The organism is Syntrophales bacterium (genome assembly GCA_023228425.1).
Classification (GTDB): domain Bacteria; phylum Desulfobacterota; class Syntrophia; order Syntrophales; family UBA2210; genus MLS-D.
The window spans coordinates 1-12,749 of the sequence record JALOBE010000030.1 but is presented as its reverse complement, the minus strand read 5'-3'; the positions used below and the strand labels follow the sequence as shown (position 1 = coordinate 12,749).

Genomic DNA, 12,749 nt, shown 5'->3' with positions numbered 1-12,749 from the left:
ACGAACAGGGCAGCACAGCCCCTTGTGCTTTGTGTCACCGAGGGCAAGCTGACACTGCACCCGGCCAAAACCGTTGAGCAGCCCGGTCTTTCGGACATGCTCGAACAAGCCCGCCGGAACCTGGGACCCTTCGAATCCTGGATCATCACTGCGCCCGCAGCCGCGTCGGGTACATCCGTATCCATAAGCAGAGGAGGAAGCTTTGACAAACGGGGCCTTGCGGCCGCAATGGCCGGCAAGAATCTACAGGGAATATTCATCAACGCCCACAGCGGTCTTCCCTTCGGTACAAGAGATCTGGCCCGTTCAAACGCCCTCATCGCGGATCTGAAGAGTGGTCTTTCCAAGAGGGAGCGGGGCTTTGCCTCCATTCTTGCCCACATCGCCCCGGATACCGTGCGAAGCCTGGTGGCCGGCTACGATTCGCGAAACATTGCCTGTTTCCGCTGCCCCGTTCCCTGCATGAGCCATGTAACCCTGCCCGAGGCCATGACGGGAGCAAAGGACAGAGCAGGCTTCTTCCTCGCGGACCACGTGGGATTCACCGCTTTGGCCAAGCACGCGGGAACAGCCGCCTTTTCCCTCATGGTGTCCTGTAGCGAGGCCCGCGTCGATCCCTTGGCGGTCGCGGACGTTCTTGCGGTCGGGGGAACTCCGGGGCAGGCGAAAGCTTACATCGAAGCCCTGTCCCAAGGCAACGAACAGTACACAGCCGCCGGCGCGAATGACTTCTTCGGCCCCCTGGAAGACCGGGATTTCTTCGGCGCGGGTCTCCCGCCTCTTTACGTCCACAACGGCGAATCCAACAGCGAATCGCTCACAGCCTGGAAAACCAGAACCGCCCGTGCTCTCATCCTGGGCGTCTGTCCCATCCTTACCGTCCGGTTCCCTGCACTGGACAGGGCCCTGCCGTCCTTCCTGGCCGCAGGTCCGGATCACATGGCCGCCCTTGATGGAAAGCTCACCGACCTCGCGGAAATGATCAGGGGACGTACTTAACTTATTAACTTGCCAAGCTGAACAGGGACGTGTTAATCTCGACGGTATCGTACAACAAAGTCGAAAAATGGCGAATTTTGAAAATAGATCCCGATATTTCCAATGAGTTACAAAGTTGCCTTTGGAAAATTTGGACTTTTTACGGGACCATCAAGATTAGTATCTCGCTGTATACTGAAAAACGATTCTATTCGAAAAAACATTGCAGGAGGTTCACTATGAAAAAAACTCTTACATCCAGGCATATCATTCCATTGCTGACGATTTTCATCACGGTTTCGCTCTTAGGGATTGGTATGATTCCCGGTAATGCGGCGGCAAGGGAAACGGCGACTGATCAACCACAACTGGTCCAGGTTATACAGAGCCAGAAGTCGTTTGCGGAAACACTCAGAACGTTCAAGGAAGAAGTGGCCAAGGCGGGATGGAGTGTGCTGAATGCAAACAACATGGCGGGTGTCCTGTCCGAACGTGGCTTTACACTGCACCCCGTCGTCATTCTGGATGTCTGCAGCGGTAAATACAGCGCGCGCATATTGAGCAGAGACGAGTATCGGCCCATTTCCGCCTTCATGCCCTGTCGTGTGAGCATTTACCAGACATCAGACGGATCGGTGTTCGTTGCCCGAATGAACACGAATGCCTTCGTACACCTCATGCCTCCCGAAGCGTCCGAGGTGATGTCGGCGTCTGACGAGGAGATAGACAGGATCATCTCTGCTGCGATCCGCTGAATCCGGGTGCTGATTGGTCGGAAAATAATCGGCTGCTTCCGAAAATCATGTTCCCCTGAATTGCCCGGTCCGGCATGTCTGTTGGGTTCGGAGAAAGTACACACTCAACAGGCAACGACAAGGACTTTGGACCCGGTATTGAATTAATAAAAACCATAATATATTTCGCTGGTAGATGTAGCTCATCACGGCAGGTCAGTGCGGTCGACTGCCAAGTGCCTTCCGGGATCGGGGTTCAGCGGTGACGATATGCATCCGTCATCATCGTCCATAAGGAATAAAATAAAACATAGTGATTAGAAAAATCAACGATGAAGCACGGAAAAGGAATTCATCCATGGCCGCCTAAATGAAAGTTTTCAAGCTCTCAAAAAAAGGGGGACAGGACGGTGTCCTGCCCCCTCTTTTTGCATTCATTTTGTTTTACAGTGGAATATTGTTGTGTTTTCTCTGAAGGCTTGTAACGGTTTTCCCCTGCAGAGCATCCAGAAGCGTCACTACCCGCTTGCGGGTATCCCGGGGAAGGATAATTTCCTCGATAATACCCATGCTGGCCGCGAAGTAGGGGTTGTTGAACTGTTGCTCGTAAGAGGCAACCAACTCCGTCCGCTTGGCGGCAGGGTCATCGGCGCTGGAAATCTCGCGGCGGTAGATGATATTGCAGGCGCCTTCGGCCCCCATGACGGCGATTTCAGCAGACGGCCAGGCCATAACGTAGTCGGCACCAAGGTATTTACTGCACATGCCGATATAGGCTCCGCCGTAATCCTTTCGGGTGACCACGGTGAGTTTCGGAACGGTTGCTTCGGAGTAAGAATGAAGCAGTTTCGCTCCATGGCTGATGATCCCCGACCACTCCTGCTGGGTTCCGGGCATGTAGCCTGGAACGTCGGAAAAGGTCAGCAGTGGAATGTTGAAGGCATCACAGAAGCGTATGAACCGGGATGCCTTGTCTGAAGCATCCACGTCAAGGACGCCGGCACCGAATTTCGGATTGTTGGCGATGACTCCCACGGGCCGTCCCATGATGCGGATGAAGCAGACAAGCATGTTTTTCGCCCACAGTTCATGGGGTTCGAAAATGACCCCGTCGTCGGCGACAGCCGTGACCACCTTTTTCATATCGTAGCCGCGGGTTGCCCTGTCGGGAATGATGCCGTCGAGTTCCGGGCATTCACGATCGGGGCTGTCGGTGCAGTCAAGTATCGGCAGGGCGCTGTGGCAGCTGTCGGGAAGGAACGACAGCAGGGTTTTAACCTTGTCGATGCAATCCTCGTCGTTTTCTGTGGCGAAATGGCAGACGCCGCTTTTGCTCGCATGGGCGATAGCTCCGCCCAGTTCATCGTGAGTGACCTCTTCACCGATGACTGCCTTGATGACATCGGGCCCGGTGATATACATATAGCTGGTTTTTTTGACCATGAAGACCCAGTCCGTCAGGGCGGGTGAATACACGGCGCCTCCCGCCGTTGGTCCCATGATCGCCGTGATCTGGGGAATGTATCCTGAGCCGATGGTGTTGCGGTAGAAGATACCCCCATAACCGTCCAGGGCAGGGACGCCCTCCTGGATGCGGGCGCCTCCGGAGTCGTTCATGGATACGAAGGGCTTCCTCGCGTCCAGGGCAAGGTCCATGACCTTCCAGATTTTTTTGGCATGCATTTCACCGAGGCTTCCGCCGGCACTGGTGAAGTCCTGGGCGGCCGTAAAGACGGTGCGCCCGTTGACTTTGCCAAATCCCACAATGACGCCGTCGGCATTGATTTCTTTCCTGTCCAGGCCGAAGAGCGGTGACCGGTGCTTCACGAAAAGCTGAACCTCCTGAAAGGTCCCCGGATCGAAAAGGCGGTCGATCCGTTCCCGGGCCGTGAGCTTGCCCAGATCGTGTTGCTTGGCGATCATTTTTTCGCCGCCCATCTTCATGAGGGCCTCTTTTTTTTCTTCAAAGGCCCTGATTTTTGCTGCTGTTCCCTTGAGATCTTCCGTGCCCATAGTCTGCGAGTCTCCTTTTGTGTTTCGGGCTGAGCATTCCTGCCCGTTCCGAGTGGTCCCCTGATGCTTTAGAGTTTCGTTTCCACCGGGCGGCTTCGTGGTGAAATGAAATAGCACAGCCCCATATTTTCCGATGAGGCGGTGTTGCCCGGAACCTTGTGTCCACCGAATGTCTGTGCCGGCGTCCCGTGGCGAAACGCCCGAATTGCGGTGGAACCTCATAGCACGTTTGACACCAAGTTGCAAGGATGAACAATGCCCCGTGACGATTATCCATCATATTTGTCTTGACAGGCCGTGCGTCTCCTGCTATGGAACATCGATCAAGATATATCGGGGGTTCTCACGGTGCCTGCCGTCCCATCTCTTACCGGGGGTATTGTAATAATTCGGGTAATTATCTCCTTTCATAAAGGGAGCCGTGGGATGGTCTGATCGTCAGGCATACAGAAAAAACAAGACCGCTACCGGCTCTCCGGCAGCGGTCTTTTTAATTTTCAAGCTGTCTATAACGAAGAGGAGGTGTTCCTTTGGAGCTTAACGGCGCGCAAATATTGATTCGATCTCTTCTGGACGAAGGCGTGGATACCATCTTCGGGTATCCTGGAGGATCGGTTCTCGACATCTATGATCAACTGTTTCAGTCTCCCATACACCATATCCTTGTCCGCCATGAACAGGGGGCTGCCCACGCCGCCGACGGCTATGCCCGGGCAACAGGCAGAACCGGCGTGTGTATCGCAACGTCGGGGCCGGGAGCGACCAACACCGTGACGGGAATCGCCACCGCCTTTCTCGATTCCGTACCCATGGTTGTTTTGACGGGTCAGGTTCCCACTCCATTCATCGGCACCGATGCTTTTCAGGAGGCCGACATAACGGGTATCACCAGGCCCTGCACGAAACACAATTTCCTGGTACGGAATGTGGATGACCTTGCACGGACCGTCAGAGAAGCATTCTTTATCGCTTCCTCCGGCCGCCCCGGACCCGTCCTCATCGATCTGCCCAAGGATGTTATTCAGGCTAAGACGGAATACCGGGAAATGCCTCATCCGGGCGTCACCAGGAAGAAGCCCGTCTACCTGCCTGACGCGGTCGAGCTCGAGCAGGCCGTGGAAATGATCAAAGAGGCGAAACATCCTGTCGTCATTGTCGGAGGGGGCATTATTCGGGGTCGATGTTCCCGTGAACTTGCCGAATTCGTTCGAAAAACGAACATCCCCGTGGCATCGACCCTTATGGGTCTTGGTTCCTACCCCGCCGGTGATCCGCTCTGGCTTGGCATGCTCGGCATGCATGGAACCTACTACGCCAATATGGCGGTCAGCCATGCCGATCTTCTGGTTGCTCTGGGAGTCCGTTTTTCCGACCGGGTGACCGGCAAGGTTTCAACCTTCGCCCCCCAGGCGAAGATCATTCAGGTCGATATCGACGCGGCGTCTATAAACAAGAACATCCTCGCCCATCTGCCCATTGTGAGCGACTGCAGGCAGGCTCTGACTCAGTTGAACGGTATGCTGGGAAGCAACGGCCTGCAGGGTGTCAGTGAGGCCCGAAAGGACTGGCTTGGGCGGATCGATGACTGGCGCTCCGAAGGCCCCCTCTCCTATTGCCGGGGAGAGGCCATCAAACCGCAGATGGTCATTGAAACGCTCAACAGCCTGACGAAGGGGAACACCATCATTGCTACCGAAGTGGGGCAGAACCAGATGTGGACGGCACAGTTCTATCGCTTTGACGAACCCAACACTCTGCTTACCTCGGGCGGTCTCGGCACCATGGGGTACGGGTTCCCCGCGGCTATCGGTGCCCAGGCGGCCTTTCCCGACAGGCTGGTGGTGGACATCGCCGGGGATGGGAGCATCCAGATGAATATCCAGGAACTGGCCACGGCCGTAAACTACAACCTGCCGGTGAAAATTGTTATCCTCAATAACGGGTACCTGGGCATGGTACGGCAGTGGCAGGAGATGTTTTACGAAAAACGTTACTCCCACACCAACATAAGCGGCCAGATTCCTGATTTCGTTAAAATTGCCGAGGCCTACGGCGCTGTCGGACTGAGGACGGCAAATCCCGCCGAGGTGGAGGCAATACTTCGCAAAGGTATTGAAACACCGGGCCCGGTGATCATGGACTTTATCGTTGAAGCCGAAGAGGGTGTGTACCCCATGGTAAATCCCGGGGCGGCCCTGACGGATATGCAGCTCTGCCGAAGAAAGGATGACTGAAGCATGGAAGTTAAGCACCATACGGTCTCTCTGCTGGTAAAAAACAAACCGGATGTACTTGCCCGGATATCGGGACTTTTGAGCGGACGAGGATTCAATATCGAGAACATAAGCGCCAATGTTACCATGAAACCGGATATCACCAAGATTACCCTGGTAACGAAAGGTGATATGACAACGGTGGAGAAGATTGAAAAGCAGATGAAAAAACTCGTCGACGTCATAGACGTGTTCTATATACAAGAGACAGATGCATTCCAGAGAGAAATGGCCCTGGTCCGTATGAGAGCTTCCCGGGAAACCAGGGAGGCTGTCATGAAAGTTGCAGAAGAATTTCGATGCCGGATACTCGAAGAAACGTCGGACCATCTGATCCTCGAAGTAACGGGAGAAAGCCGGGAGATCAGCGAAGTGTTGACTTCACTGGAGACCCTTGGTATGGAGGACATGAGCAGGTCCGGGCTGGTGGTTTTGTAACACGCACGTAACATAAGGAGATGAGAATCATGGGACAAATTGTTATCGGAGGGGTTGCCGAAGAGGTTATCACGGCCGAGGAGTTCACTCTTGAAAAGGCCCGCGAGGTACTGAAGGACGAGGTCATCGCCGTTCTCGGATACGGAGTACAGGCGCCGGGACAGGCCTTGAACATGATGGACAACGGGTTCAAGGTTATCGTCGGGCAGCGGGACAGCGGGTCATCTTCCTGGGAGAGGGCCGTTAAGGATGGTTTCGTGCCTGGAGAAACGCTCTTTTCTCTGGAGGAGGCGGCGAAGCGTGGAACGATCGTCATGATGCTCCTCTCCGACGCGGGGCAGAAGGCGATGTGGCCCGCCATCAAACCCCACCTGACGGAAGGCAAGGCCCTCTACTTTTCCCACGGGTTTTCCATTGCCTATAAAAAACAGACCGGTGTCATTCCGCCGGAAAACATTGATGTGATCCTCGTGGCCCCCAAGGGTTCGGGGCTGACCGTTCGAAGAAACTTTCTTGACGGAAGCGGAATCAATTCCAGCATTGCCGTTTTCCAGGACTTCACGGGACGCGCCCATGACCGGGTCTGCGCCATCGGCATCGCCATCGGTTCGGGCTACCTCTTCCCCACCACCTTCGAGAAGGAAGTCTACAGTGATCTTGCCGGCGAGCGCGGTGTTCTTATGGGGTGTCTGGCGGGCGTTATGGAGGCCCAGTACGAGTGCCTCAGAAAAAACGGCCACAGTCCCAGCGAAGCCTTCAACGAAACCGTTGAGGAACTGACTCAGAGCCTCATTCGTCTCGTGGGCGAAAACGGCATGGACTGGATGTACGCAAACACCAGTACCACGGCCCAGCGGGGTGCTCTGGATTGGAAGGGGCGATTCCGGGATGTCGTGGCACCCCTCTTTGACGAGTTGTACGAAAGTGTCAAATCAGGCAGAGAAACGGAGATTGTTCTCAAGGCCAACAGTGAGCCGGACTATCGCGAACGTCTGGAAAAAGAGCTCGCGTCCATGCGTGACATGGAAATGTGGCAGGCAGGGCAGGTCCTCCGGGAACTCCGTCCTGAAAGACGGATAAAGAAATAAACGCGGAACGGAAGGAATTGAGCCATGAGAAGCGATGTAATGAAAAAGGGTATCGAACGGGCTCCCCATCGCTCGCTTTTCAAGGCCATGGGTTATACCGATGAAGAGTTGTCCAGACCCATCATCGGCGTTGTGAATTCAGCCAACGAGATCATTCCCGGCCATGTACACCTTTCGATCATAGCCGATGACGTCAAGGCGGGCATCAGAATGGCCGGCGGGACCCCGGTAGCCTTTCCCGTCATCGGTGTCTGTGACGGCATAGCCATGGGCCACGAGGGCATGAAGTATTCCCTGGCAAGCAGGGAACTGATTGCCGACTCCATTGAAATCATGGCAACGGCACATCCATTCGACGGCCTGGTCATGGTGACCAACTGTGATAAAATCGTACCGGGCATGCTCATGGCGGCTCTGCGCCTCAACATTCCCACCGTCGTCATCAGCGGCGGGCCCATGATGTCGGGTCATCACAACGGCGATCCCGTTGATCTCATCAGCGTCTTCGAGGGTGTGGGGCAGGTCAGATCGGGCTCCCTCTCACAAAAGGGTTTCCGGGAGCTTGAAGACTGTGCCTGCCCCGGGTGCGGTTCCTGTGCCGGCATGTTCACGGCCAACTCCATGAACTGTGTTACCGAGGCCCTCGGCCTCGGCCTTCCCGGGAACGGCACCATTCCCGCCGTCAATGCTGCCCGGAGACGCCTCGCCAAGGAAACGGGCATGCGGGTGATGGACCTGGTGCGCAAGGATGTCAAACCCCGGGATATCGCCACCATCAATGCTTTCAGAAACGCCATAGCGGTAGACATGGCTCTGGGCTGCTCCACCAACACGGTGCTCCACATTCCGGCCATCGCCCGTGAGGCGGGCATTGATCTCGATCTCGACCTTTTCAATGTCATCAGTGAAAAAACTCCGAACATCTGCCTGTTGAGTCCGGCCGGCGCGCACCATCTGGAGGACCTCGACGAAGCGGGCGGTATCCAGGCGGTTATGAAGGAAATCGCCTCCCTGGGTGTCATCGATGTCGACGCGATGACAGTAACGGGAAAGACAGTGGGGCAGAATTTCAAGAGAGCCGCCGTGAAGAACCGGGCCGTTATCAGGTCGATCGAGGATCCCTACCGGCAGGAGGGTGGGATCGCGATTCTCAGAGGAAACCTGGCTCCCGACGGGGCGGTGGTCAAGCAATCAGCCGTGGATCCTGACATGATGGTCAAGGAGGGCAGGGCCCGCGTTTTCGATTCCGAGGATGATGCCATCGAGGCGATATTTGGCGGGCGCATTGAACCGGGAGACGTCGTAATCATACGCTATGAAGGCCCGAAGGGCGGTCCGGGCATGCGGGAAATGCTCTCACCCACGTCGGCCATCGTTGGCATGGGCCTTGACACTTCGGTCACACTGCTCACGGACGGACGCTTCAGCGGGGGGACTCGAGGAGCGGCCATCGGTCATGTTTCTCCCGAAGCCGCCGAGGGAGGACCCATCGGCCTCGTGCAAGAAGGCGACAGGATAGCTATCGATATTCCCGGCAAGACAATCGATCTCAAGATCACGGACAGGGAACTGGCCCGGAGAAAGAAATCTTTCAAGCCCCGGAAACCCCCCATTACAACGGGTTATCTTGGCCGCTACGCGGTAATGGTCACATCGGCCAGTACGGGGGCTGTCTTTCGGCGGGAAGAGTGACACCCGGGAGAGGGACGTACTTACCTTATTAACTTACTCACCTGCGGGTGGTTGATCTTGCAGTAAGTTAATAAGGTAAGTACGTCCCTCCGTCCCTCTTGACAGAGAAACCCCCTTCTGTTATTTCCTTTAGTATCTGTATCTTACCAGTTCTTTCCATAAATAACCGTTACGGCGGTTATCAGCCGGGAAGCAACCTGCTTCTTGTTCCCGAAAGGAGGGGCCTCATGAGAAAAACAGTATTGACCATCTGGATTTGTGCCGTTTTTGCGGTGGCGTCGATCGGTTTACTGCCCGCGGCGTCATGGGCTGAACCGAAGGGTACCGTAATCATGTTTCATGCCGGAAGTTTGTCCATTCCCTTCGAAGCCATGGAAAAGGCTTTTAAAGAGCGCTATCCCAAGATTGAAATACTGCGCGAGGCGGCAGGCAGCCAGGCATGCGCGCGCAAGGTCATCGACCTCAAAAAGCCATGTGACATCATAGCCTCGGCGGATTACGTGGTGATCGACAAACTGCTGATTCCCTCTCACGCTGACTGGAACATCCGTTTTGCCTCAAACCAGCTCGTGCTCTGTTATACCGACAAGAGCCGCCATGCCGATCGTGTTAATGAGCAGAACTGGTATGAAATTCTTCAAGAAAAAGATGTGGTGTGGGGGCACTCTGATCCGAATCTCGACCCTTGCGGGTACAGATCGCTCATGGCCCTTCAACTGGCAGAGAAACATTACGGTATTCCGGGATTTTATGAGGCAGTTATCGCAAATCGCCCCCAAGAGAACATCCGTCCCAAGTCGGTTGAATTAGTCTCTCTGCTGCAGACCGGCAACATGGATTACGCATGGGAGTATCGTTCAGTCGCGGTACAGCATGGGCTGCGTTACATAACGCTTCCTGTGGAAATCAATCTGAGCGATTATGCCTTTGATGATTTTTACAGCCAAGCCGTTGTGTCCGTAACGGGCGAAACACCCGGATCCTTCATGGACATCAGGGGGCAGTCCTGCACATACGGACTGACACTTATAAAGGACGCGCAAAATGAAGAGGCAGCCATCGCCTTCCTGGACTATATTCTGGATCCCGAAGGAGGTCTGAAGGTACTTGACGAAATGGGGCAGCCGCCGTTTATTCCATGCCGTGTTCCCACGGCTGAAATGAAGGCGAAAATACCCGTCGTCTTGCAGGACAAGGTGGAAGTCCGGGACTAGTATATCGTTTTCTCTGGTAGCGCTGTTGGGTGCTTCACGCGGGAGGTTTTGATCCTGAGTGGTCGGTTGTCTCACGGCCTAGGGAGTTTCGTATTTCTATGAAGGTACGGGAACCATTTTTCTGGGTCACCATTTCCTCCGGCGCCGTTATCATGTTGTTCATCCTGGTTCCGCTTGTGGAAATGCTGACGGCGCCTTCCCTGACCCAGATCATGGAAACGATTGGAGACAAGCATGTGGTCCGGTCGATACGGCTCAGTATTACTACAGCCCTGTCGGCCGCGGCCATCTCATTTGTCTTCGGTACCCCGCTTGCCTATGTGCTTGCCCGTACAGACTTCAGGGGGAAGCGACTGGTCGAAAGCATTGTCGATCTCCCGATAGTCATTCCCCATCCTGTCATTGGCATCGCGATCCTCAGTGTTGCCGGGAAAAACCACTGGTTGGGAATGATCCTCGCGGATCTCGGTATCCGTGTCATGGGCAGTGTTACGGGTATAGTCATCGTGCTGACCTTCGTGGGCATTCCCTTCTATGTCAATGCTGTGAAAGCCGGCTTTGAAAATATTCCGTCCCGACTGGAACATGTTTCGAGAAGCCTCGGCGCGTCCATGTTCAGCACCTTTTTCAGGATCACTTTTCCCCTTGCCCGGCGCAGCGTACTCATTGGCTTCGTCATGTGTACCGCCCGGGCAATCAGCGAGTTCGGTGCCGTCGTTGTTGTGGCCTACCACCCCATGATTGCTCCTGTGCTGATTTATGAACGATTTGAAGCCTATGGACTGAAATATTCTCAACCTGTAGCCGTGTGGCTTATTTCCGTCTGTCTCATCCTGTTTCTGACACTGCGCATACTGACGATGAAATCAGAAAAATCACCATGATCAAAACTGAAGATTTACACATAGATCTCGGCGGATTTCGCCTGACCGATATCAATATTTCCATCGAGAAAAATGAATTTTTCGTTCTCATGGGACCCACCGGTGCCGGGAAAACGGTTCTCCTGGAAGCGATAGCAGGTCTCATCAATTGTTCACATGGCCGGATATGGATAAACAAAAAAGATGTAACCCGACTACCTCCGGAAAAACGAGGAGTCGGTATCGTATACCAGGACTTCTCTCTTTTCCCCCACATGACGGTGAAAGAGAACATCACCTACGGGCTGCGATTTCACCGGATCAAAGATGCTGTCGCCGCTGAACGAATGGATCGTCTGGTCAGCGATCTGAACCTTCATCACCTGCTTCATCGCCTCACCACGAACCTGAGTGGCGGAGAAAATCAGCGTGTCGCTTTGGCCCGGGCACTCATTATCGATCCGCCCGTTCTGCTCCTCGACGAACCCCTGTCGGCCCTCGATCCCCGTTTTCGCGAAGAGATCAGAGAGGGCCTGAAAATATTGCACCAACATTCAAGTACGACGTTTCTCATGGTTACTCACGATTTTGCAGAGGCACTTTCGCTGGCTGATCGAGGGGCGGTGATGAATGACGGCCGGATCGAACAGATCGGCTCTGTTGAAGAAATCTTCCGTGAACCACGTTCAAGCTTTGTAGCCGATTTCGTGGGAATGAAAAACTTTTTTGCCGTCACCTTCAGGGGGGAAAAGGTGAGCATCAACGGCCTTGAAATTGATGTGGGCGGTATCCCGTCAGATCACTATTCACATGTTGCCATTCGGCCGGAAGATATTGTCATCAGCACGGAACGTTTTCAGTCCAGCATGAGAAACACCTTTGCGGGGACCATCACGGGACTCATAGATCGGGGTCTGTATTACGAAGTATTGATTGACTCATCGGGTGTTCCCTTCAAGGCCATCCTGACAAAGCGTTCTCTGGTTGAACTGGGACTTCGAGACGGTCTGGACATCTATTTTTCGTTCAAGGCGACGGCGCTGAGTTGCTTCTGATGCGGAGCCAGCCTGCAGGAGAAACTCAAGCTGCTTTTAATTCTGATATGCCCCGGAGCGGTTCAGGTATGAGAGTCGAGTCCGGGCGCCACGATTGACGACCTCGTAAAATGACACCGGAGGCATATCTCCGGCACGATCGCCGCAACGCTCACCTTGCAGCCGAACTCGCAGCAGTTTCAACCCCGCATCGATGGTCTCTTTCAGCAACTCCTCAGCGCCCGCCTCTCCGATACGACCGCGCCACCGGGTCATGCTTGGGGGATCTATGGGGAAGACGTGCTGAAAAAACTTCATGCCGCTCAGGTACTGCCAGTAGGGGTTCTCAACCCACCCGTCAAGAACGCCTTCATCGCTGAGGTTGTGCATGTACTTGAGGTAATGCAGGGAAACCATCAGAC

10 protein-coding genes and 1 pseudogene are annotated in these 12,749 nt (G+C 54.6%); 9 read left to right on the top strand and 2 right to left on the bottom strand.

Going from position 1 to position 12,749, the window contains the following annotated elements; all coding sequences use genetic code 11:
• On the top strand, positions 1 to 999 hold a 999-nt coding region (locus tag M0Q23_09785; protein ID MCK9528904.1), incomplete at its 5' end, for a hypothetical protein.
• A gap of 218 nt (positions 1,000 to 1,217) precedes the next feature.
• Complete coding sequence (locus tag M0Q23_09780) at positions 1,218 to 1,733, top strand: DUF302 domain-containing protein (protein ID MCK9528903.1); 516 nt, start codon at positions 1,218 to 1,220, stop codon at positions 1,731 to 1,733.
• A 423-nt stretch (positions 1,734 to 2,156) separates the two neighbouring features.
• Here the strand turns inward: M0Q23_09780 and M0Q23_09775 are convergent, their stop codons facing one another.
• Positions 2,157 to 3,725 carry a methylmalonyl-CoA carboxyltransferase gene (locus tag M0Q23_09775; protein MCK9528902.1) on the bottom strand — a complete coding sequence of 523 codons (1,569 nt, stop codon included), beginning with the start codon at positions 3,723 to 3,725 and terminating at the stop codon, positions 2,157 to 2,159.
• Positions 3,726 to 4,255: 530 nt separating this feature from the next.
• Between M0Q23_09775 and ilvB the strand changes: the two genes are divergently transcribed.
• The 7 genes from ilvB (at position 4,256) to M0Q23_09740 (ending at position 12,348) form a co-directional block, all read left to right on the top strand.
• Positions 4,256 to 5,959: a biosynthetic-type acetolactate synthase large subunit gene (ilvB, locus tag M0Q23_09770; GenBank protein MCK9528901.1), complete on the top strand. Its 1,704-nt coding sequence runs from the start codon at positions 4,256 to 4,258 to the stop codon at positions 5,957 to 5,959.
• 3 nt (positions 5,960 to 5,962) lie between these two features.
• A complete protein-coding gene (ilvN, locus tag M0Q23_09765; protein ID MCK9528900.1) occupies positions 5,963 to 6,436 on the top strand; it encodes an acetolactate synthase small subunit in 474 nt (157 codons plus the stop codon).
• Positions 6,437 to 6,465: 29 nt separating this feature from the next.
• Positions 6,466 to 7,524 carry a ketol-acid reductoisomerase gene (ilvC, locus tag M0Q23_09760; protein MCK9528899.1) on the top strand — a complete coding sequence of 353 codons (1,059 nt, stop codon included), beginning with the start codon at positions 6,466 to 6,468 and terminating at the stop codon, positions 7,522 to 7,524.
• Between the two features lie 24 nt (positions 7,525 to 7,548).
• On the top strand, positions 7,549 to 9,216 hold the full coding sequence (gene ilvD, locus M0Q23_09755; protein MCK9528898.1) for a dihydroxy-acid dehydratase: 1,668 nt from the start codon (positions 7,549 to 7,551) through the stop codon (positions 9,214 to 9,216).
• Between the two features lie 227 nt (positions 9,217 to 9,443).
• Positions 9,444 to 10,430 (top strand): tungstate ABC transporter substrate-binding protein WtpA, encoded by a 987-nt coding sequence (gene wtpA, locus M0Q23_09750; protein ID MCK9528897.1) that lies wholly within the window; start codon positions 9,444 to 9,446, stop codon positions 10,428 to 10,430.
• A 98-nt stretch (positions 10,431 to 10,528) separates the two neighbouring features.
• Positions 10,529 to 11,314, top strand: a complete 786-nt coding sequence (locus tag M0Q23_09745) for an ABC transporter permease (protein ID MCK9528896.1) — start codon at positions 10,529 to 10,531, stop codon at positions 11,312 to 11,314.
• Positions 11,311 to 12,348: an ABC transporter ATP-binding protein gene (locus tag M0Q23_09740; protein MCK9528895.1), complete on the top strand. Its 1,038-nt coding sequence runs from the start codon at positions 11,311 to 11,313 to the stop codon at positions 12,346 to 12,348. Before M0Q23_09745 ends, M0Q23_09740 begins: the two co-directional genes overlap by 4 nt.
• 177 nt (positions 12,349 to 12,525) lie before the next feature.
• Here the strand turns inward: M0Q23_09740 and M0Q23_09735 are convergent.
• Positions 12,526 to 12,749: pseudogene (locus tag M0Q23_09735) on the bottom strand (transposase).

What these genes read in the sequence shown, in the direction of transcription:
- M0Q23_09780 (MCK9528903.1), top strand. Translation starts at nt 1,218, where the DNA reads ATGAAAAAAACTCTTACATCCAGGCATATCATTCCATTGCTGACGATT.
- M0Q23_09775 (MCK9528902.1), bottom strand. Translation starts at nt 3,725, where the DNA reads ATGGGCACGGAAGATCTCAAGGGAACAGCAGCAAAAATCAGGGCCTTT.
- ilvN (MCK9528900.1), top strand. Translation starts at nt 5,963, where the DNA reads ATGGAAGTTAAGCACCATACGGTCTCTCTGCTGGTAAAAAACAAACCG.
- ilvC (MCK9528899.1), top strand. Translation starts at nt 6,466, where the DNA reads ATGGGACAAATTGTTATCGGAGGGGTTGCCGAAGAGGTTATCACGGCC.
- ilvD (MCK9528898.1), top strand. Translation starts at nt 7,549, where the DNA reads ATGAGAAGCGATGTAATGAAAAAGGGTATCGAACGGGCTCCCCATCGC.
- wtpA (MCK9528897.1), top strand. Translation starts at nt 9,444, where the DNA reads ATGAGAAAAACAGTATTGACCATCTGGATTTGTGCCGTTTTTGCGGTG.
- M0Q23_09745 (MCK9528896.1), top strand. Translation starts at nt 10,529, where the DNA reads ATGAAGGTACGGGAACCATTTTTCTGGGTCACCATTTCCTCCGGCGCC.
- M0Q23_09740 (MCK9528895.1), top strand. Translation starts at nt 11,311, where the DNA reads ATGATCAAAACTGAAGATTTACACATAGATCTCGGCGGATTTCGCCTG.